The sequence below is a fragment of the Acidovorax sp. NB1 genome, assembly GCF_005405905.1.
GTDB lineage: Bacteria > Pseudomonadota > Gammaproteobacteria > Burkholderiales > Burkholderiaceae_C > Acidovorax.
The window spans coordinates 546108-566492 of record NZ_BJHU01000021.1 but is presented as its reverse complement, the minus strand read 5'-3'; the positions used below and the strand labels follow the sequence as shown (position 1 = coordinate 566492).

The 20385-nt window shown below is 65.3% G+C and carries 19 protein-coding genes; 14 read left to right on the top strand and 5 right to left on the bottom strand.

What is annotated here, in order from left to right; translation table 11 throughout:
- The first annotated feature begins 42 nt into the window (after positions 1–42).
- The 5 genes from AvAM_RS10890 (at position 43) to fabB (ending at position 5299) form a co-directional block, all read left to right on the top strand.
- Positions 43–783 (top strand): GNAT family N-acetyltransferase, encoded by a 741-nt coding sequence (locus AvAM_RS10890; protein WP_094288933.1) that lies wholly within the window; start codon positions 43–45, stop codon positions 781–783.
- Between the two features lie 114 nt (positions 784–897).
- Positions 898–1773 (top strand): HlyC/CorC family transporter, encoded by an 876-nt coding sequence (locus tag AvAM_RS10885; RefSeq protein ID WP_137747062.1) that lies wholly within the window; start codon positions 898–900, stop codon positions 1771–1773.
- A gap of 20 nt (positions 1774–1793) precedes the next feature.
- On the top strand, positions 1794–3395 hold the full coding sequence (lnt, locus tag AvAM_RS10880) for an apolipoprotein N-acyltransferase (protein ID WP_375708151.1): 1602 nt from the start codon (positions 1794–1796) through the stop codon (positions 3393–3395).
- Between the two features lie 159 nt (positions 3396–3554).
- Positions 3555–4076: a 3-hydroxyacyl-[acyl-carrier-protein] dehydratase FabA gene (gene fabA, locus AvAM_RS10875; RefSeq protein ID WP_137747060.1), complete on the top strand. Its 522-nt coding sequence runs from the start codon at positions 3555–3557 to the stop codon at positions 4074–4076.
- Positions 4073–5299 (top strand): beta-ketoacyl-ACP synthase I, encoded by a 1227-nt coding sequence (gene fabB, locus AvAM_RS10870; RefSeq protein ID WP_137747059.1) that lies wholly within the window; start codon positions 4073–4075, stop codon positions 5297–5299. The genes fabA and fabB overlap by 4 nt, the downstream gene beginning before the upstream one ends.
- Positions 5300–5377: 78 nt before the next feature.
- Here the strand turns inward: fabB and AvAM_RS10865 are convergent, their stop codons facing one another.
- The gene (locus tag AvAM_RS10865; protein ID WP_137747058.1) at positions 5378–6286 is read right to left on the bottom strand and encodes a LysR family transcriptional regulator; all 909 of its coding nucleotides are present in this window, start codon (positions 6284–6286) and stop codon (positions 5378–5380) included.
- Between the two features lie 262 nt (positions 6287–6548).
- Between AvAM_RS10865 and AvAM_RS10860 the strand changes: the two genes are divergently transcribed.
- From AvAM_RS10860 to AvAM_RS10830, 7 genes are all read left to right on the top strand, one after another.
- A complete protein-coding gene (locus tag AvAM_RS10860; RefSeq protein ID WP_249368056.1) occupies positions 6549–7550 on the top strand; it encodes a type II asparaginase in 1002 nt (333 codons plus the stop codon).
- Between the two features lie 464 nt (positions 7551–8014).
- Positions 8015–8920 carry a glycine--tRNA ligase subunit alpha gene (glyQ, locus tag AvAM_RS10855; RefSeq protein ID WP_010462637.1) on the top strand — a complete coding sequence of 302 codons (906 nt, stop codon included), beginning with the start codon at positions 8015–8017 and terminating at the stop codon, positions 8918–8920.
- Positions 8921–8931: 11 nt separating this feature from the next.
- Complete coding sequence (glyS, locus tag AvAM_RS10850) at positions 8932–11079, top strand: glycine--tRNA ligase subunit beta (RefSeq protein WP_137747056.1); 2148 nt, start codon at positions 8932–8934, stop codon at positions 11077–11079.
- 49 nt (positions 11080–11128) lie between these two features.
- Positions 11129–11740: a D-glycero-beta-D-manno-heptose 1,7-bisphosphate 7-phosphatase gene (gene gmhB / locus AvAM_RS10845; protein ID WP_137747055.1), complete on the top strand. Its 612-nt coding sequence runs from the start codon at positions 11129–11131 to the stop codon at positions 11738–11740.
- Between the two features lie 66 nt (positions 11741–11806).
- A complete protein-coding gene (locus AvAM_RS10840; RefSeq protein WP_137747054.1) occupies positions 11807–12592 on the top strand; it encodes a 1-acyl-sn-glycerol-3-phosphate acyltransferase in 786 nt (261 codons plus the stop codon).
- A gap of 10 nt (positions 12593–12602) precedes the next feature.
- Positions 12603–13571, top strand: a complete 969-nt coding sequence (locus tag AvAM_RS10835; RefSeq protein ID WP_137747053.1) for a M48 family metallopeptidase — start codon at positions 12603–12605, stop codon at positions 13569–13571.
- 15 nt (positions 13572–13586) lie between these two features.
- Complete coding sequence (locus AvAM_RS10830; protein WP_137747052.1) at positions 13587–14003, top strand: rhodanese-like domain-containing protein; 417 nt, start codon at positions 13587–13589, stop codon at positions 14001–14003.
- 219 nt (positions 14004–14222) lie between these two features.
- Here the strand turns inward: AvAM_RS10830 and lysM are convergent, their stop codons facing one another.
- Positions 14223–14708, bottom strand: coding sequence for a peptidoglycan-binding protein LysM (gene lysM / locus AvAM_RS10820; protein WP_137747051.1), 486 nt, complete (start codon positions 14706–14708; stop codon positions 14223–14225).
- Between the two features lie 170 nt (positions 14709–14878).
- On the opposite strand from lysM, the gene AvAM_RS10815 reads away from it, so the two are divergent.
- Positions 14879–15646, top strand: coding sequence for a type III pantothenate kinase (locus AvAM_RS10815; RefSeq protein ID WP_137747050.1), 768 nt, complete (start codon positions 14879–14881; stop codon positions 15644–15646).
- Positions 15647–15804: 158 nt separating this feature from the next.
- Here AvAM_RS10815 and AvAM_RS10810 read toward each other — a convergent pair whose 3' ends face one another.
- The 3 genes from AvAM_RS10810 to AvAM_RS10800 form a co-directional block, all read right to left on the bottom strand.
- Positions 15805–16578, bottom strand: a complete 774-nt coding sequence (locus AvAM_RS10810; RefSeq protein WP_137747049.1) for a hypothetical protein — start codon at positions 16576–16578, stop codon at positions 15805–15807.
- A gap of 51 nt (positions 16579–16629) precedes the next feature.
- Positions 16630–17292 carry a TetR/AcrR family transcriptional regulator gene (locus AvAM_RS10805; protein ID WP_137747048.1) on the bottom strand — a complete coding sequence of 221 codons (663 nt, stop codon included), beginning with the start codon at positions 17290–17292 and terminating at the stop codon, positions 16630–16632.
- 253 nt (positions 17293–17545) lie between these two features.
- Positions 17546–18142, bottom strand: a complete 597-nt coding sequence (locus AvAM_RS10800) for a phasin family protein (protein WP_137747047.1) — start codon at positions 18140–18142, stop codon at positions 17546–17548.
- A gap of 227 nt (positions 18143–18369) precedes the next feature.
- On the opposite strand from AvAM_RS10800, the gene AvAM_RS10795 reads away from it, so the two are divergent.
- The gene (locus AvAM_RS10795) at positions 18370–20355 is read left to right on the top strand and encodes an SDR family oxidoreductase (RefSeq protein WP_137747046.1); all 1986 of its coding nucleotides are present in this window, start codon (positions 18370–18372) and stop codon (positions 20353–20355) included.
- The last annotated feature ends 30 nt before the right edge of the window (positions 20356–20385 follow it).

Below are 20385 nucleotides of genomic sequence, written 5' to 3'. Positions count from 1 at the left end.
AACTACTGGAAATGATCAGGGAAAACCCTTATATTTGGTGGCATGTTCGCAACCAAAGACTGGCTCAAGGCATCCTGGTACGCAGGCCGGGACATGCTGCGCCCGGTAACGGGCGGCTCTTCTGCCTCTGACATTCACATCCACCAGCAGGAGACGCCCGTGATGGTTCCTATCCGCTCCCTGGGCCCCTCCTACCGGGAGCGGATCACCCAGCACCTGCTGCAGCTGGAGCCTGCAGACCGCTACCTGCGGTTTGGCTACGCCGCCAACGACGAGCAGATCCGCCGCTACGCCGAGCAGCTGGATTTCAACCGCGACGAGATCTTTGGCATCTACAACCGCCGCCTCGAACTGATCGCCATGGCCCACCTGGCGTTTTCCGAGCACCCCGAGCACAAGCAGTGCGCCGAGTTTGGCGTGTCGGTGCTCAAGCAGGCCCGGGGCCGTGGTTTTGGCGCGCGCCTGTTCGAGCGTGCCGTGATGCATGCCCGCAACGAAGGCGTGAACATGGTGTTCATCCATGCGCTGTCCGAGAACACAGCCATGCTCAAGATTGCGCGCAACGCCGGTGCCACGGTGCGCCGTGATGGCTCCGAGTCCGAGGCCTACCTGCAGATCCCGCCCGCAAGCCTCGACACCCGCATGGCCGAGATCGTGGAGCAGCAGTTTGCCGAGGTGGACTACCAGCTCAAGAAGCAGGCCAAGCAGTTCTGGGATTTTCTGGCCAACGTGCAGGAAGTGCGCAGCGGCGTGCAGCACGCGCGTCACCAGTCGGCCGAATAACGCCCGCGCGCCGGGCGTGCCTTGGCGTAGTGCGGGGCCGCTGCGGGGCCCCGTCATCACAATCCGCTATCCTAGGGGCTCGATTCACCACCGCACGTCCTGCACTCCACGACAGTGTCTGATCCGCATCCCGGGCGTCCGCCCGAAAAGGAAGACAAACGCACCTTCCTGCAGAAGGTGGCCGAGTTCATCCACCCTGGCCCCGATTCGACGCAAGAGTTGATCGAAACCCTGGCCGAAGCCGAGGACAACCAGGTCATTGGCGCCGAGTCGCGCGTGATGCTGGAACGCGTGATCCGCATGGCCGACATGACGGCGGGCGACGTGATGGTGGCCGCGCCGCGCATGGACCTGGTCAACATCGACGCTCCCTTCGAAGAGTTGTTGCACCTGGTCATCAACACCGCACATTCGCGGTTCCCGGTGTACCAGGGCGAGCGCGACAACATCATCGGCATCCTCATGGCCAAGGACCTGCTCAAGCTGCAGCGTGCGCCCGAGCTGAACATCCGGGCCCTGCTGCGCCCGGCAGTGTTTGTGCCCGAGAGCAAGGGCCTGAACGACCTGCTGCGTGAGTTCCGGGGCAACCGCAACCACCTGGCCATCGTGATCGACGAGTTTGGCCGCATGGCCGGGCTGGTCACCATCGAGGACGTGCTGGAGCAGATCGTGGGCGAGATCGAGGACGAATTCGATATCCCCGAGGACGACGGCGACATCTTCGGCCTGGCCGATCGCACCTACCGCGTGAGCGGCGACACCTCGGTGGAGCGCGTCTGCGAGGCCTTTGATACGCTCATCCAGAGCAGCGACCCCGGCGAGAGTTTTGACACCATCGGCGGCCTGATCGCCCATGAGATGGGCCATGTGCCCAAGCGTGGCGAGCAGTTGGTGCTGGGCGGCCTGCATTTTGTGGTGCTGCATACCAAGGGCGGCGCCGTGCGCTGGTTCAAGGTGTCCAAGGCCGAAGACGGCAGCACTGCCGGTTGATGGCGCGGGTTTCCTTGACGATGCGCTGGCCTGTGCAGGCACTGCTGGCGTTGGCCGCTGGGCTGGCGCAGGCCGCGTCGCTGGCCTGGCCGGGCAGTGGCCAGCCGCTGTGGTGGCTGCAGCTGGCGTCTATCGCGGTGCTGGCCCGCCTGGTGCGACCGGGCGTGCACGGCGCAGTGCCCTGGCAGCGGGGCGCCCTGATCGGCGGTGTGTTTGCCACAGCCTGGCTTTCGGGCACTTTCTGGTGGCTGTTCATTTCCATGCACACCTATGGCGGCTTGCCTGCGCCGCTGGCGGTGGCGGCGGTGCTGGCGTTGGCCGCGTTCCTGGGCAGTTACTACGCTGCAGTCTTAGGCCTTTTTTGCCGCCTTGCGCCCGTCCATCAAGGCGGAGCTGCTCTGCTTTTCGGAGCGCTGTGGTTGCTGGCCGAGCTGGCGCGGGGCATCTGGTGGACAGGTTTCCCGTGGGGAGCGGGGGGCTATGCCCATGTCGATGGGCCGCTGGCGCCGCTCGCGCGGTATGTCGGGGTCTATGGCCTGGGCGCCGTGGCGGCTGCGCTGGCCATGGGGGTGGTGCAACTGCGCCCTGCCGACCTGCGTCGGTGGCGCCTGTGGGCACTGTTGCTGGCCCTGGCGGCTGTGCTGGCCGGGGTCACGGTGCAGCGCTTCTGCGCGGTCAATCTGTGCCATACGCCCTCGCAACCCCAGCCGCCCGCATTGAGCCTGGAACTGCTGCAAGGCAACATCCCGCAGGACGAGAAATTCCAGCCGGGCAGTGGTGTGCCCGTGGCCCTCCAGTGGTATGCCGAAGCCTTGCGCAATGCCAAGGCCGACCTGGTGGTGGCGCCCGAAACCGCCATCCCGCTGCTGCCGCAACAGCTCATCCCCGGCTACCTGGAAGGCCTCCAGCAACGCTACGCCCAGGGCCCGCAGGCTGCACTCGTAGGGATTCCGCTGGGGGATGAAACGCTGGGCTACACCAACTCGGTGCTGGGCCTGGCCCCAGCCACTGCAGCGGGGCAGGCGGACCCCTACCGCTACGACAAGCACCACCTGGTGCCCTTTGGCGAGTTCATTCCGCCATTCTTCAAATGGTTCACGGCCATGATGGACATCCCCCTCGGCGACTTCAACCGGGGCGCTGTGGGCCAGGCGTCTTTTGTGTGGAAGGGCCAGCGCATCGCGCCCAACATCTGCTACGAGGATTTGTTTGGCGAAGAGCTGGGCGCACGTTTCATCGACCCGGCCCAGGCGCCCACGGTGTTTGTCAATTTCAGCAACATCGGCTGGTTTGGCAATTCGCTGGCGATTGACCAGCACCTGCACATCAGCCGCATGCGCGCGCTGGAGTTCGAGCGCCCCATGGTGCGCGCCACCAACACCGGCGCCACGGCCATCATCGACCACCGGGGCGTGGTCACGCACCAGCTGGAGCGCCACACCCGGGGCGTGCTCCGGGGCGAAGTGCAAGGCCGTGGGCTCAGCGCCAACACCGGCTGGGCGATCACGCCCTATGCGTGGTGGGTGGCCCGCTGGGGCCTGTGGCCGCTGTGGGCGCTGGGGGGCCTGGCGCTGGCGGCGGCCCTTTGGGCGCAGGGTGCGCGCAGGGCGCGGGGCGGTTGATTCAGGTCAGTCGCCTACCCGCCTGCGAGGGGGCTGGACAATCGCTTCTTTAGAGGCGACTCCCTATGCCTTGATAATAGAGCCCCGCAAGCGGGGGCTTGTGTTGCGTACAACGACGATTTGAGGCGGGCCCACCGCCGTTCTGGAGCACGACTGAAGATGGCTGATTCCTTTTCCTACGAACAACTGATCGCCTCGGGCGAGGGCCGGCTGTTCGGCGCTGACAGCGGGCGTCTGCCGCTGCCACCCATGCTGATGTTTGACCGCATCACGCACATCGACGGCGATGGTGGCGCGCACGGGCTGGGGAAGATCCGGGCCGAACTCGACGTCAAGCCCGACCTGTGGTTTTTTGCCTGCCACTTCCAGGGCGACCCGGTCATGCCCGGCTGTCTGGGGCTGGATGCCATGTGGCAGCTCATCGGCTTCTACCTGACCTGGCTCAAGCTGCCAGGCCGGGGCCGCGCACTGGGCGCGGGCGAGGTCAAGTTCACCGGCGAAGTGGGCCCGGATGTGAAGCTGGTCACCTACGAAATCGACATCAAGCGCGTGATCAAGCGCAAGCTGGTCATGGCCATCGGCGACGCCCGCCTGCTGGCCGACGGCAAGGAAATCTATGTGGCCAACGACCTGCGCGTGGGCCTGTTCAAGCGCGAGGGCGACGACAAGGACGCAGCATGACGACCAAAAAGCGCGTAGTCATCACCGGTGCGGGCATTGTCTCGTGCATCGGCAACGACCTGGCCACGGTGGAAGCCTCGCTGCGGGCCAGCAAGAGCGGCATCAAGGCCGTGGAAAAGTTCAAGGAGCTGGGCCTGCGCAGCCAAGTGGGCGGCGCGCCCGAGATCGACATCGAAGCGCGCATCGACCGCAAGCAGCTGCGCTTCATGGGTGACGCTGCGGCCTATGCGCAGATTGCGCTGGAAGACGCCATCCAACAAGCAGGACTGACGCCAGAGCAGGTCAGCCACCCGCGCACCGGCCTCATCATGGGCTCGGGCGGTGGCTCGCCCGCCAACCAGATCGAAGCGGCCGACACGCTGCGCGAGAAGGGCATCCGCCGCGTAGGGCCGTACCAGGTCACGCGCTGCATGAGTTCCACCGTGTCCGCCTGCCTGGCTACCAATTTCAAAGTCAAGGGCATCAACTACTCCATCACCTCGGCCTGCTCCACGTCGGCGCACTGCATCGGCGCTGCGGCGCAGCAGATCGCCTGGGGCGTGCAGGACGTGATGTTTGCGGGTGGGGGCGAAGAGCTGAGCTGGGGCATGTCGCTGCTGTTCGACGGCATGGGCGCCATGTCCAGCAAGTACAACGAAACGCCCGAGAAGGCCTCGCGCGCCTACGATGCGAACCGCGACGGCTTCGTGATCGCCGGCGGCGGCGGCGCCGTGGTGCTGGAAAGCCTGGAGCACGCGCTGGCGCGCGGCGCCACCATCCTGGCCGAAGTGGTGGGCTTTGGCGCCACCAGTGATGGCGAAGACATGGTGGCCCCCTCGGGCGATGGCGCCATTGCGTGCATGCAGCAGGCGATGGACGGTCTGGATGCGCCCATCGACTATATCAACACGCACGGCACTTCCACGCCCGTGGGCGACATGCAGGAAGTGCGCGCCATGAAGGCGTTGTTTGGCGACCAGGTGCCGCCGTTCTCGTCCACCAAGTCGCTCACCGGCCACTCGCTGGGCGCGACCGGTGTGCAAGAGGCGATCTACTGCATGATCATGCTGAACAAGGGCTTCATCGCCGGTTCGGCCAATGTGGAAACACCCGACCCCGCACTGGGCTCCATGCCCCTGGTCACACAAACGCGTGATGCCAACCTGACGACGGTGTTGTCCAACAGCTTCGGCTTTGGCGGTACCAATGCCAGCCTGGTGCTGCGCCGCTGGATGGGTGCCTGATCGGTTTTTTCGCCGGTTCCGCTGCCGCCAAACCCGCCCCCGCGCACAGCGGTGGCGGGTTTTGTCATATGGAGCGGGTTACTTGCGCGGCCGGGGCGACAGCGCCTCGTGCAGCAGCGCAGGCAGCATGGCCAGCATGCGTGTGGCCTGCAGGCCCGGCGGGTGGCTGCCTGCGTGGTAGCTGTACAGCGACATGGGCGGCAGATCGGGCAGCTCCACCGCTACCATGTGGGCGGGGTCCAGGCGGATGGCCGTGAGGAAGTCCACCACCGTCCAGCCCATGCCCAGCCGCACCAGCTCCAGCGCCAGGCGCGAGGTCTGCACCTGGATGCCCGGCCCCCCCGGTGTGCCCAGGCGGTCGGCCGTGTGGTCGATGGACTGGCGCATGGGGTCGTCGCCCACCAGCCGGATGGCGGGCACCTGCGCCAGCCGCGCGGCCGTGCTGGCGGCGCGCGGGGCGCGGTCCCACACGGTGCGGGCCACCGCCAGCGACAGGCGGCCGCTGACCAGCAGCTCGCTGTTTACCTGTGGGTGCGGATGCTTGAAAAACCCGAGCCCGAAGTCCACGCTGCGCGTGAGCAGCGCCTGCGTCATCTGGTCCTGGTGGATGGTGCGCACCTCCACGCCCACCTGCGGGTGTTTTTGCGCATGGCGGTGCAGCAGCGTGGGCAAAAACTCATGGGTGATGGACGGAATGGCCGCCAGCCGCACATCGCCCAGCTCGGTGGTGGCCAGGTTGCGCGCCGTGCGCTGCAGTGCGTCCAGCTGGCGGTGAAGGCTGCCAGATTCCACGGCCAGCACCTGCGCTTCGGGCGTGGGCGTGAGGCCTGCGGGCGTGCGGTTGAACAGCCGGTAGCCTAGCTGCAGCTCGGTGTGGGCCACGGCCTTGCTCACGGCCGATGGGGTGATGCACAGCAGGCGGCCCGCCGCGCTCATGCTGCCGGTCTGCAAAACGGCCTGGAACACTTCGAGCTGGCGCAGGTTCATGGGAATGCCCAAAAAGAGGGTGTGAATCAAATTCACAAGGTGACGCCAATTATTCCACTTGGCTGTGTGTGGATTTCTCATAGGATGCCGCACCGCCCGACACCCGCACACCGGGGCCGGACGGCAGCAGGACGCAGCACACCCCGCTGTGCCCGAAGAATGACCCGGAGACACAACCATGCGAATTTTTTCTGATTCTTCCTCGTCCATCACGCGCCGCTGGTTTGCGGGCGTGGTGCTCTCGGCCCTGTCCACGGTCGCCATGGCCCAGGCGGCCAAGCCCCATGTGGTCGTGCTGGCCACGGGTGGCACCATTGCCGGTGCGGGCGCCTCGGCGGCCAACAGCGCCACCTACGCCGCCGCCAAGGTGCCGGTCGATAAGCTGCTGGCAGGCCTGCCAGAGCTGGCCAACGTGGCCAAGGTGTCGGGCGAACAGGTGTTCCAGATCGCGTCCGAGAGCTTCACCAACGAACACCTGCTGCGCCTCGGCCAGCGCGTATCGGCCCTGACCAAGCAGGCCGATGTGGACGGCATCGTCATCACCCATGGCACCGATACGCTGGAAGAAACCGCGTACTTCCTGAACCTCACCGTGCGTACCAACAAGCCCATCGTGGTGGTCGGCTCCATGCGCCCCGGTACGGCCCTGTCGGCCGATGGTGCGCTGAACCTGTACGACGCCGTGACCGTGGCCGCCAGCAAGGACGCCGCAGGCAAGGGCGTACTGGTCACGATGAACGATGAGATCCAGAGCGGTCGCGACGTGAGCAAGACCATCAACATCAAGACTGAGGCCTTCAAGAGCCAGTGGGGCCCCCTGGGCATGGTGGTGGAAGGCAAGAACTACTGGTTCCGCGCCCCGGTCAAGCGCCACACGGCCCAGTCCGAGTTCAATATCGACGACATCAAGGCCCTGCCTGCCGTGGACATCGTCTATGGCTACGGCAACATGAACACCACCGGCATCGAGGCTTACGGCAAGGCGGGCGTCAAGGCGCTGATCCACGCTGGCACCGGCAATGGCTCGGTGGCTGCCCAGGCGGTCGATTCGCTCAAGGCCCTGCGTGGCCAAGGCGTGCAGATCATCCGCTCGGCCCGCGTGCCCGACGGTTTTGTGTTGCGCAATGCCGAGCAACCTGACGACAAGTACGACTGGGTTGTGGCCCATGACCTGCGCCCCCAAAAGGCCCGCATCCTGGCCATGGTCGCTTTGACCAAGACCAACGACAGCAAGGAACTGCAACGCATTTTCTGGGAGTATTGAGAAGACCCCCTGAGTCGCTTCGCGCCTTCCCCCTGAAGGGGGACGCCCCCAGCGCGGCGGGGCGGCCCTTGCGCGGGGGCACTGGCCTAGGCAGCGCCTCGTGGTGGCGCTGTGGGCCAGTGTGATGGATCGTGAGTTGATTTGACTTGGTGCACAACGGGTGCACCGACAGGCTACCCGCAAAGGTGGTCACTGGTACGCACCGGCTTATAGCGCGCGTGACTGGTTGGGAAGGCTGGGGCTCCAAAAGGGCTCCGGCCTTTTTTCATGGGTGCGGGCCGATGTTGTGGGCGCTGTCGCAGCACACGCGGCGGGGCGCCGTAAAATCACTGGTTTGCGCGCGCGATGCCCGTCCTTGTTGCCTTATAGGGCGACGGGCCCTGGGGTTTGCTCACGCACCGCGTTTTCTTCTTTTCCCCTTATTTGCCCGGCCCTGGCTTGCCAGTGCCTCAGCCACAGACGCCATGTTGACATTCCAGCAAATCATTTTGAAGCTGCAGTCCTACTGGGACGCGCAGGGTTGCGCCCTTTTGCAACCCTATGACATGGAAGTGGGCGCCGGCACCTCGCACACCGCCACCTTCCTGCGCGCCATCGGCCCCGAGCCGTGGAAGGCCGCCTACGTGCAGCCCAGCCGCCGCCCCAAGGACGGCCGTTACGGCGAGAACCCCAACCGCCTGCAGCACTACTACCAGTACCAGGTGGTGCTCAAGCCCGCACCGGCCAACATCCTGGAGCTGTACCTGGGCTCGCTCGAAGCCCTCGGCTTTGACCTGAAAAAGAACGACATCCGCTTTGTGGAAGACGACTGGGAGAACCCCACGCTCGGCGCCTGGGGTCTGGGCTGGGAGGTGTGGCTCAACGGCATGGAAGTCACGCAGTTCACTTACTTCCAGCAGGTTGGTGGGATCGACTGCAAGCCCGCCACCGGCGAGATCACCTACGGCCTGGAGCGCCTGGCCATGTACCTGCAGGGCGTGGACAACGTCTACAACCTCAAGTGGACCGACACGCTGAGCTACGGCGACGTGTACAAGCAAAACGAGGTGGAGCAGTCCACCTACAACTTCGAGCACAGCGACGCGGACTTTTTGTTCACCGCCTTCAACGCGCACGAAAAGCAGGCCAAGTACCTGATGGAGCAGCAGCTCGCGCTGCCCGCCTACGAGCAAGTGCTCAAGGCCGCACACAGCTTCAACCTGCTGGATGCGCGCGGCGCGATCAGTGTGACCGAACGCGCTGCCTACATCGGCCGCATCCGCAACCTGGCCCGTGCGGTGGCGCAGAGCTACTACGAGAGCCGCGAGCGCCTGGGCTTCCCCATGGCGCCGCGCGAGTGGGTGGAACAGATGACGAAGAAGGCTGCGTGAGAGAAATGACGATGACAACCCAAAACCTCCTCGTTGAACTGTTTGTTGAAGAGCTGCCCCCCAAGGCACTGCAGAAGCTGGGCGATGCCTTTGCCACCGTGCTGGGCGACCAGCTCAAGGCCCAGGGCCTGGCGACGGGAGCGTCCGTGGTCACGCCCTTTGCCTCGCCCCGCCGCCTGGCTGCGCACGTGACCGCTGTGGCCGACAAGGCCGCCGACAAGGCCGTGCAGCAAAAGCTGATGCCCGTGACCGTGGGCTTGGACAAGGACGGCAACGCCACGCCTGCATTGCTCAAAAAGCTGCAGGCCCTGGGCGCCGATGTGTCCAACCCCGCAGCCGCCGTGGCCGCGCTCAAGCGCGCCCAGGACGGCAAGGCCGAAGCCCTGTTCTACGACAGCGTGGTGCCCGGCGCCACGTTGGCTGCGGGCCTGCAAAAGGCACTCGACGAAGCCATCGCCAAGCTCCCCATCCCCAAGGTGATGAGCTACCAGCTCGAAACCGACTGCGAGCTGCCCGGCTGGACCAGCGTGAACTTTGTGCGCCCTGCACACGGCCTGGTGGCTCTGCACGGCAGCACCGTGGTGGCCGTGAAGGCACTGGGTCTGACGGCTGGCAACAGCACCCAAGGCCACCGCTTTGAAGCCGCCGTGTCGCCCGTGGTGTTGAAGGACGCCGACAACTACGCCGCCACGCTGCAAAAAGACGGCGCCGTGATCGCCAGCTTTGCCGAGCGCAAGGCCGAGATCGTGCGCCAGCTGGCCGCTGCCGCTGCTAAGGTTGGCAACGGTGCCCGCCCCATCGAAGACGAAGCCCTGCTGGACGAGGTGACCGCGCTGGTCGAGCGCCCGAACGTCGTCATCTGCCAGTTTGAAGAGCAGTTCCTGGGTGTGCCGCAGGAGTGCCTCATCCTCACGATGAAGGCCAACCAGAAGTACTTCCCGCTGCTGGACGCTGCTGGCAAGCTCACCAACAAGTTCCTGGTGGTCAGCAACATCAGCCCCGAAGACACGAGCTTTGTGACCGGCGGCAACGAGCGCGTGGTGCGCCCGCGCCTGGCCGACGCCAAGTTCTTCTTTGACCAGGACCGCAAGAAGACCCTGGCCTCGCGCGTCGAGGGCCTGGGCAAGGTGGTTTATCACAACAAGCTCGGCACGCAGGGTGAGCGCGTGGAGCGCGTGCGCGCCATTGCCAAGGCCATCGCACAGCAGCTGGGCGATGCGCAGCTGGTGCAAGACGCCGATTTGGCCGCCCAATTGGCCAAGACCGATCTCGTGACCGACATGGTGGGCGAGTTCCCCGAGTTGCAGGGCATCATGGGCGGCTACTACGCCCTGAACGACGGCCTGGGCGAGACCGTGGCAAACGCGATTGAAGACCACTACAAGCCACGCTTCGCGGGTGACACGCTGCCCCGCAACACGGCCGGTGTTGTGGTGGCCCTGGCCGACAAGCTGGAAACCCTGGTGGGCATGTTCGGCATCGGCAACCTGCCCACGGGCGACCGCGATCCGTTTGCGCTGCGCCGCCATGCGCTGGGCGTGATCCGCATGCTGATGGAGAAGGAGCTTCCCCTTGGTTTTCAAGCGATTGCCAATGCTGCTTATGAAGGGTTCTCTCCCGGACTTATCGGAGATGCTCGAACAGATCTTTCGTTGTTCTTCTTCGACCGGCTTAAGGGTTACTTGAAAGACCTCGGTTACGGCTCGTCCGAAGTTGAAGCAGTCGTCAACGCTCAGGGCATGACCACCTGGCGTGATGTTCCCGCGCGACTAGCGGCCGTGCGCGCCTTTGCCGCATTGCCCGAAAGCCCGGCCCTGGCCGCAGCCAACAAGCGCGTGGGCAACATCCTGAAAAAGGCCGAGGTCGAAGGCCCGGTGGATGCCCATGTCAACCCTGAGCTGCTGCAGGAAAAGGCCGAGCAGGACCTGTTTGCCGCCCTGCAGCGCTTTGTGCCCGAGGCCAACGCACAGTTCGACGCCGGTGACTACACCGCCAGCCTGCAAACCCTGGCCGTGCTGCGCGCGCCGGTGGATGCGTTTTTTGACGACGTGATGGTCAACGCCGAACAGCTGGATGTGCGCATGAACCGCCTGGGCCTGCTCAAAATGCTGCACAACGCGATGAACCGCGTGGCCGACCTCTCGCGTCTGGCGGTGTGATCCCGGGGCTGATAGGCTGGCGGTCTGTTTCCACAAGGCACCCCCTCCTATGAAACTCGTCATCCTGGACCGCGACGGCACCCTCAACCCGCTGGGGGAGGACTACATCACCTCGGCCGACGAGTGGACGGCCGTGCCCGGTGCACTCGAAGCCATTGCGCGGCTCAATCACGCGGGCTGGCATGTGGTGGTGGCCACCAACCAGCCGGGGCTGGGGCGCGGGCTGTTTGACGTGGTGGCGCTCAACGCCATCCACGCCAAGATGCACCGGCAGGTGGCGGCCGTGGGCGGGCGCATCGACGCCGTTTTCTACTGCCCCCACGCGGCCGACGAAGAATGCACCTGCCGCAAACCTGCACCGGGTCTGCTGGAGCAGATCAGCGACCGCTACGGCGTGGAGCGCCACGACGTGCAGGTGGTGGGCAGCTGTGTGGCGCACCTGCAGGCGGGTGCCGCACTGGGCGCGCAACTGCACCTGGTGTGCACGGGGCAGTCGGCGCAGCTGCACCCGGTGGGGCCCCTGCCAGCAGGGCTGCCGCCAGGTCTGCGTGTGCATGCCAGCCTGGGGGATTTTGTGGACCAGCTGTTGCCTGCGGTGCCTGCCACGGCGCCACCGCTTGCGGCCACGCCCTTGCCTGCTGTGGGTGGCCTGGCCTCCTGATACTATCAATTCAATAGCTGTAATCGCTTGATGGACAGGCGGTGGCGGCCTAAAAAACCATCAAAAATGGCCTTTCTCCGTTCCGTTATTCACCTTCTCTGGATGGGCATCACCGTGGTGCCTTACGCCCTGGCCATCATGCTGGGCACCTTGCTCGGTGTGCGCGGCCTACCGCTGTACCGCATCGCGCGGGCTTGGCTGTCGCTGTGCATCAGCGGTGCGCGGGTGATCCTGGGCATCCGGGTGGAGATCACCGGCATGGAGCACCTGCCCCAGGGCGAGAACGCCGGGGCGGTGCTGCTGGTCAAGCACCAGTCCACGTTCGAGACCTTCCTGATGCCGACGATCATGCCGCACCCCCTGGCCTACGTGTTCAAGAAGGAGCTGCTCTATGTGCCCTTCTTCGGCTGGGCCATCGGGCGGCTGGACATGATCCACATCGACCGCAGCCAGCGCACCCAGGCCTTCAACAAGGTGGTGCAGCAAGGCAAGGACCTGCTGGCCAAGGGCATCTGGATCATCATGTTCCCCGAGGGCACGCGCATCGCGCGCGGGCAGAAGGGCCAGTACAAAACCGGCGGCACGCGCTTGGCCATCGACACGGGCGCGCCCGTGGTGCCGATTGCCGTCACCTCGGCCAAGGTGTGGCCTCGCAAGGCCTTCGTCAAGCGGCCGGGCCTGGTGGAAGTGTCGATTGGCCAACCCATCTCCAGCGTGGGTCGCGAGCCCGATGAACTGATGCGCGAGGTGGAGGCCTGGATCGAAGCCGAAATGCGCCGCCTGGACCCCGGGGCCTATCCGGCAACCCCCGCGGCCCCTGCGGCCAATGGGGCCGCCCCGAGCGGGAAGTAAGCCCACCGTGATGCAGCGGCTTGTGCAACTGGCGCTGGACTTGTTTGACCCGCCTGCCGCTGCGGAGCCAGCACCGTTGGCCCCAGCTGCGGGCGTGCCGGATACCAAGCCCAAAATGCCCTCTGCGCCTGATGGGCAAGCGCTGATTGCTCCTAAAAATATAGTAAACCGCCCCTCCATCCCGGCGCCTCCGGCGGTGCCGCTGCCTTCCCTGCTGTCACCCGCTGAATTCCGCCACCCGCAGGCCAATCGCGAGCTGCTGCTGGGCGATGCCGTCGTGGCCTATGCCCTGCAGCGCGCGCGGCGCCGCAGCATCGGGTTCACGGTGGGGGTTGACGGGCTGTCGGTGCGTGCGCCCAGCTGGGTCACGCTGGGCGCAGTGGATTCTGCGCTGCGCGAAAAATCCGACTGGATCCTGCGCAAGCTGGGCGAGGCGCGCGAGCGCCAGCAGCGCATGGAAGGCGGCCGCATCGTCTGGGCCCATGGCGCCGTGCTGCCCTACCTGGGCGAGCCCTTGACGGTGGTGCTGGACCCCAGCCACGGCTTTGCGGGCAAGGGCGGGGCGCTGGTGGTAGCGGCAGGGCAGGGCGACAGCCTGCACATCGGCCTGCCCCACAGCGCCAGCCCCGCGCAGATCCGCGACGCCGTGCAGGCCTGGCTGATGCGCGACGCGCGCCGCCACTTCACCGAGCGGCTGGACCACTTTGCGCCGCTCCTGGGCGTGCGCTGGGCCAGCCTGCGGCTGTCGAGCGCCAACACCCGCTGGGGCAGCGCCAAGGCCGATGGCGCCATCCGCCTGAACTGGCGGTTGCTGCACTACCGCCCGGCCATCATCGACTACGTGGTGGCGCATGAGCTGGCCCACCTGCGCGTGATGGACCACAGCCCGCGCTTTTGGGACACGGTTGCGACTGTGGTGCCCGACTATGCGCAACTGCGCAGCCATCTCCGTGAAGAACCCGCCCCCTTGTGGGATTGACGAAGGACTCTGACGATGACCGAAGCCAAGATTTCTCCCGCCGACGGCTATGCCGGTGACATCACGCCCCAGCAGGCCTGGCAGTGGGTGCAGGCCGGGCAGGCCGTGCTGGTGGATGTGCGCAGCGACGCCGAGCGCGAGTGGGTGGGCCGGGTGCCCGGTGCTGCCGCCGTGGCGTGGAAACAGTGGCCCGGCATGGCGATGAATGCTGACTTTGATGCCCAGATGCGCGCCGCCGTGCCTGCTGGCACGCCTGCGGTGCTGCTGTGCCGCAGCGGCGTGCGCTCCATCGCCGCTGCGCGCCGCGCGACCGAGCTGGGCCTCACCGCCTACAACATCCTCGAAGGCTTCGAGGGCGACCCCGACGCAGAGGGCCACCGCGGCCAGCGAGGCGGCTGGCGCTTCCACGGCCTGCCGTGGAAACAGAGTTGATGCTCCTAAAAAAATAGCTGCCAGCGCTTTTCTATCAAGCGGTAGCAGCTATTTTGGCTTGAAATCTGCCTTGCGGCGTCGCTGGGACTGCCTTCGTTGCAGCCCGTTCCCACAGGCTTTCGCACCACCCCCGCCCGCAGCCAGTGCACCCGTGGAACCGGCTTCGCCGGGCCACTGGGTGCGTCCCCCTTGGGGGAGGACGCGCAGCGGCTCAGGGGGTTACTTCAATCCAGGGATGCGCAGCTTCTGGCCGGGGTAGATTTTGTCGGGGTGGCTCAGCATGGGCTTGTTGGCCTCGAAGATCACGGGGTACTTGTTGGCGTCGCCGTAGAACTTCTTGGCAATGGCGCTCAGCGTGTCGCCGCGCACCACGTCGTGGTACTGGGCTTCGGGCTCGGGGTTGGTGACCTCCATCTGGTTCTCGACGCTGGTCACGCTGGCCACGTTGCCACAGCACAAGGTGATCTTCTCCTTGGCAGCCTGGGTGGGGGCGGTGCCCTTCACCGTGACCTTGCCTTCGGGGCCCTGAAAGGCCACCTGCACATTGCTGGCGCCCAGGTTTTGCGCGGCGATGTAGGTCTCGATGGCCTTGCTCGCCTTGGCGTTGAGTTCATCCTGTGTGGGAGTGGCGGCGGTGGCCGCCTGCGCATCCTTGCCGCCAAACAGCTTTTCACCGGCTTCCTTGATGAAACTGAAAAGACCCATGTCGTACCTCCTGAGGTTGCAGAAAAAGGAGAGACCAATGTAGCGGCAATGGGGGGCGGGCCCGTGTCAGACAGAGGGCGTGAAACGATTTTTCACATTCCCGTGTGGGCCGCTGTGGGGCTGTCTCGGCGGGATCAGCCCCGATTCCAAAACTCGGGATAATCCGCCGCATGACTTTTCTGGCCATCGACGTCGGTAACACCCGTCTCAAATGGGCGTTGTACGACGCTCCCCGCCCCGGGGCTGCGCTGATTGCGCATGGCGCCGAGTTCCTTGACCACATCGATCGCCTGGCTGAAGGCAGCTGGGCATCGCTGCCGCATCCGACGCGCATGCTGGGTTGCGTGGTGGCGGGGGATGCCGTCAAGCGCCGGGTGCAGGAACAGATGGAGCTGTGGGACGTGGCCCCATCCTGGGTGGTGTCTTCGACGCAGGAGGCGGGGCTGACCAATGGTTACGACCACCCCTCGCGTCTGGGTTCGGACCGCTGGGTGGCCATGATCGGCGCGCGCCACCATGTGCTGGCACGCGGGCCCGCGCGGCCGCTGGTGGTGGTGATGGTTGGCACGGCTGTGACGGTGGAGTGCATCGACACCGAAGGCCGCTTCATGGGCGGCCTGATCCTGCCCGGTCACGGCATCATGCTGCGCGCGCTGGAGACCGGCACCGCCGGCCTGCATGTGCCCACGGGCGAAGTGCGCCCCTTCCCCACCAACACCAGCGACGCCCTGACCAGCGGTGGCACCTACGCCATCGCAGGGGCCGTGGAGCGCATGTACCAGCACCTGCTAGAGCACTGCAGCCAGGAGCCCGCCTGCATCATGACCGGCGGTGCAGGCTGGAAGATGGCACCCAGCATGACGCGGCCGTTCGAACTGGTGGACAACCTGATTTTTGACGGGCTGCTGGAGATTGCCGCGCGGCGCTTTGGGGGCTGAGGACGTAAGTCCGTGCCAACGTTGTGGCTGCTGCTGAGCCAGCGCTTGTCGTGGGTGCTGCTTGAGATACCGGCGTGGCCCAAGCCAGTGCCACCGCGCAAGGGCCGCCAAGCCGCAAAGGCGACGTTTCGCTTGCGGGCGCGAAGCGCCTCAGGGGGTTACTCCTCTAGTTCACTCCGCGCCATTTCCACGTCCAGCCGCTCCATGGCATCCATGGGCTCGGCGGCGGCGGCTTTTTCGTACAGCGCGGTGGCTTCCTTCATCTTCTTGTCGCCTTCCAGCATGACGAGTGCGTTGGCGTATTCGATCATCGCAATGGCCGAGCCGGAGTTGAGCTTGAGCGCTTCCTGGAACAGCTTGAGGCCCGTGTCCTTTTTGGCGCCGTAGGTCATCCCGCCAATCAGCGAGCCCACTTTGTCGATCACCTCGGCATGGAAGGCGCCCAGCGCGATGCGTGCGTCGGCGTGTTTGGGCGACAGGGCGATGGCCTTTTCCAGCGACTCCTTCACCTTGCCGCCCAGGCCCTGCGCCAGTGCTTTGGCCACGCTGATGCCCTGGCTGTAGCGGCCCAGCGCATAGGCGTGCCAGTACCAGGCATTGGCGTTGTTCGGGTCTTCGCTGGCCTGGGCCTCGGCACGCTCGGCCACCTGGGTGAACAGGTCTAGGCGGGTCTTCTCTTTGGGCTCCAGGTAGTTGGCGTAGATGGAGGTGGCCTTGTTGGCCACGGTGATGCCTGCGCCGCCTGCGGCCAGGCCTGCGGCAGCGGCTTTTTCAAAATCGCCGCTGTGGAACAGCGCCCAGGCTTCCAGCACGGCGGTGTCCTTGGGGCAGGGTTCGGCATCACCGCCATGCAGTCGTGCCCAATGCTTCTTGACGCTCGCGGCGTCGAACGGGTAGTCGCCAGCGTGGGGGAAGGGGGTCCATTTGGCCATGGTGTGTGTCTCCGGGAGTTCTTGTTGGGGGATCTGTGGCGGGTGGCTGTGTCAGCCTGGGGCCGCCGCGTAGGCGCCTACCAGCTGCAGCAGGTGGGCCCGCTGGCCACTTTCGAGGTAGGGCATGAGCAGGTTCAGCACATGGTGGGCGCCCCGCATCAGGGCGGCCTGGGCGCTTTCGGGCTCCAGTGCGCGGCGTGGGTCGCGCACATATTCAAAGCTGAGCCAGTAGGTGAGCACCACCACCATGCTGGTGGCAGTGGCCTCCAGCTCGCGCGAGTCGATGTGCAGGGCTTCTGCACGGCCCATGCCGTCGAGCATGGCACGCACGGCGCGGGTCTTGTTCTTGAGGATGGCCTGGAAGTGGGTTTCCAGGCGCCGGTTCTTGGACAGCAGGTCGTTCAGGTCGCGGTACAGGAAACGGTACTGCCAGATCAGCTCGAACAGCGTGTGCATGAAGAACCAGGCGTCTTCCACGTTGCGCACACCATCGGCGGCGGCCAGCAGTTCGGTGAGCGAGCGCTCGTAGCGATCAAACAGCGCGTTGATCAGCTCGTCCTTGGCGGGGTAGTGGTAGTAGAGGTTGCCAGGACTGATGCGCAGCTCGGCCGAAATCAGGGTGGTGGAGACGTTGGGTTCGCCGAACCGGTTGAACAGGTCCAGCGTGACTTCCAGAATGCGTTCTGCGGTGCGGCGTGGCGCTTTCTTCACCATGTGTGCGGGCCCTTCGCGTCGTTGTGCATCGTTGTTGCTGTGTCTCTGGTGGCTACTCTAACCCACGCCGCCATGCTGCACTGCGGCATGGCGGCACGCTGCCATTGCCGGGCTGCAAGGTCTGCCCTGCAATGGCTTGTAACGCACTTCGTGGGTTTCACCAAAAAGAAAAGCGGCCCACACGCTGTGGCGCGTGGGCCGCTTTCAGGTGTCAGCGGTTTGTGGAGCCGCCTTTGCCCGTGGTGGGGGGCAATCAGCTGGCCGACGAAGGGCTGCTGGCGCCGGTGTCGGCGGCTGCGCGGGCTGCGGGTTTCTTGGCTGCCGCTTTTTTGGCAGGTGCTTTGGCGGCGGGCTTGGCGGCAGCCTTGGCGGGGGCGGCCTTCTTTGCAGCCGCCTTCTTGGCAGGTGCCTTGGCGGCAGGCTTGGCTGCAGCCTTGGCAGGCGCTGCCTTGCTGCCCTTGGCCAGGGCGTCCACACGGGCGCTCAGGGCTTCCAGGTCACGGGCCGAGGGCACGCCCAGCTTGGCCAGGGCCTTGGCCACGCGGTCTTCAAAGATGTTCTCGAGCTTGTCCCACTGGCCTTGGGCCTTGGAGCCGATGTCGCTGGCCATGGTGGTCACGCGGCTGGTGGCTTCGGTGATCTTTTCTTCGGCCACGGCCTGGGTCTTGCGCTGGATGGTCAGGCCTTCCTTGACCAGGGCTTCAAACACCTTGCCGCCTTCTTCCTGCGCCTTGGAGAATGCGCCCAGGCCAGCCAGCCAGATCTGCTGGGCGGAGTCCTTGACGGTGCTGGACAGTTGGGCGTTGCTCTTTTTCTTGTCAGCGCTGAGTTTCTGCAGTTTCTTGACCATGGGGCCTCCGTTGTGCGGTTGGTTGGGTTTGCCGGGGCGGTGTGCCTTCGACGCATGGCCGCACTGTACGCCGCACGGCGTGCAAGGTGTAGGCGTGCGCTCCTAAAAATGTAGAGCGCGCCATCTAGCATCCGCAGGCCAAGCTTGCCTAGTATCGGCGCGGGTTTCTGCTGAATCGGGGTGCGCAGGCCTTGGGCAAGAATGAAGTTATCTCAGAGGAGTTATCCATGCAGTATTTCGTGACGGGGGCAACGGGGTTCATTGGCAAGCGGCTCGTGAAGAAGTTGCTGGAGCGCAAGGGGGCGGTGGTTCACTTCCTGATCCGCAAGGAGAGTGCCGACAAGGTGGCCGACCTGCGCAGCTTCTGGGGCGTGGGGCCTGCACGCGCTGTCCCTGTGTTTGGCGACCTCACCGCCAAAAAGCTGGGCGTGGCGGCCGATGATGTGAAGAAGCTCAAGGGGCAGGTCGACCATTTTTACCACCTGGCAGCTGTCTATGACCTGGGCGCCGATGAGGAAACCCAGGTGGCTGTGAACATCGAAGGCACGCGCAATACGGTGGACCTGGCCAAGGCCATCGATGCCGGCCACTTCCACCATGTCTCGTCCATCGCGGCCGCCGGCCTGTACGAAGGCGTGTTCCGCGAGGACATGTTCGAAGAGGCCGAGGGCCTGGACCACCCGTATTTCCAGACCAAGCACGAAAGCGAGAAGATCGTGCGCCAGGACTGCAAGGTGCCCTGGACGGTGTACCGCCCCGCCATGGTCGTGGGCGACAGCACAACCGGCGAGATGGACAAGATCGACGGCCCCTACTATTTCTTCAAGCTCATCCAGCGCCTGCGCCAGCTGCTGCCGCCCTGGATGCCCACCGTGGGCCTGGAGGGGGGGCGCGTGAACATCGTGCCGGTGGACTTCGTGGTGAATGCACTCAACGTCATCAGCCACCAGAAGGACATCACCAAGAAGTGCTACCACCTGGTGGACCCGGTGGGCTACCGCGTGGGCGATGTGCTGGACATCTTCAGCCGCGCGGCCCATGCGCCGCGCATGAACCTGTTCATCAACGCCGCGCTGCTGGGGTTCATCCCCAAGGGCATCAAGAAGAGCCTGATGGCCATGGCGCCCGTGCGCCGCGTGCGCAATGCCGTCTTGAAGGACCTGGGCCTGCCCGAGGACATGCTCACGTTTGTGAACTACCCCACGCGCTTTGACTGCCGCGAAACCCTGGCGGCGCTCAAGGGCTCGGGTGTGAGCTGCCCCAACCTCAAGGACTACGCCTGGCGCCTGTGGGACTACTGGGAGCGCAACCTCGACCCCGAACTGTTCATCGACCGCACGCTCAAGGGCACGGTGGCGGGCAAAGTGGTGCTCATCACAGGCGGCTCGTCGGGCATCGGCCTGGCGGCGGCGCACAAGTTTGCCGAGGCGGGCGCCACCACCATCATCTGCGGCCGCGACCAGGACAAGCTCGACGAAGCCTGTGCAGAAGCCAAGGCCAAGGGCTACCAGTTCATCGCTTATTCGGCCGACATTGCGGACATGGTGGACTGCGACCGTTTCGTGCAGCTGCTCATCGACAACCACGGCGGCGTGGACTTCCTCATCAACAACGCAGGCCGCTCCATCCGCCGCGCCATCGAGTCGAGCTACGACCGCTTCCACGACTACGAGCGCACTATGCAGCTGAATTACTTCGGCTGCCTGCGCGTGACCATGGGCTTCCTGCCCGGCATGGTAGAAAAGCGCAAAGGGCATGTGGTCAACATCAGCTCCATCGGCGTGCTGACCAATGCCCCGCGCTTCTCGGCCTATGTGGCCAGCAAGGCGGCGCTGGATGCGTGGACCCGTTGTGCGTCGAGCGAGTTCGCCGACCAGGGCATCACCTTCACCACCATCAACATGCCGTTGGTGCGCACGCCCATGATCGCGCCGACCAAGATCTACAACAACGTACCCACCCTGGCGCCGGAAGAGGCGGCCGACATGATTGCCCAGGCCTGCATCTTCAAGCCCGTGCGCATTGCCACGCGCCTGGGCATCACTGGGCAGTTGTTGCATGCGCTGGTGCCGCGCGTGGCGCAGATCACCATGAACACCAGCTTCCGCATGTTCCCGGATTCCACTGCTGCCAAGGGCGGCAAGGACGCCAAACCGCAGCTGTCTGCAGAGGCGGTGGCGCTGCAGCAGATGATGCGTGGTATCCACTTCTAATGACGCCTCCATCTGCCTCGGGAGGCGCGC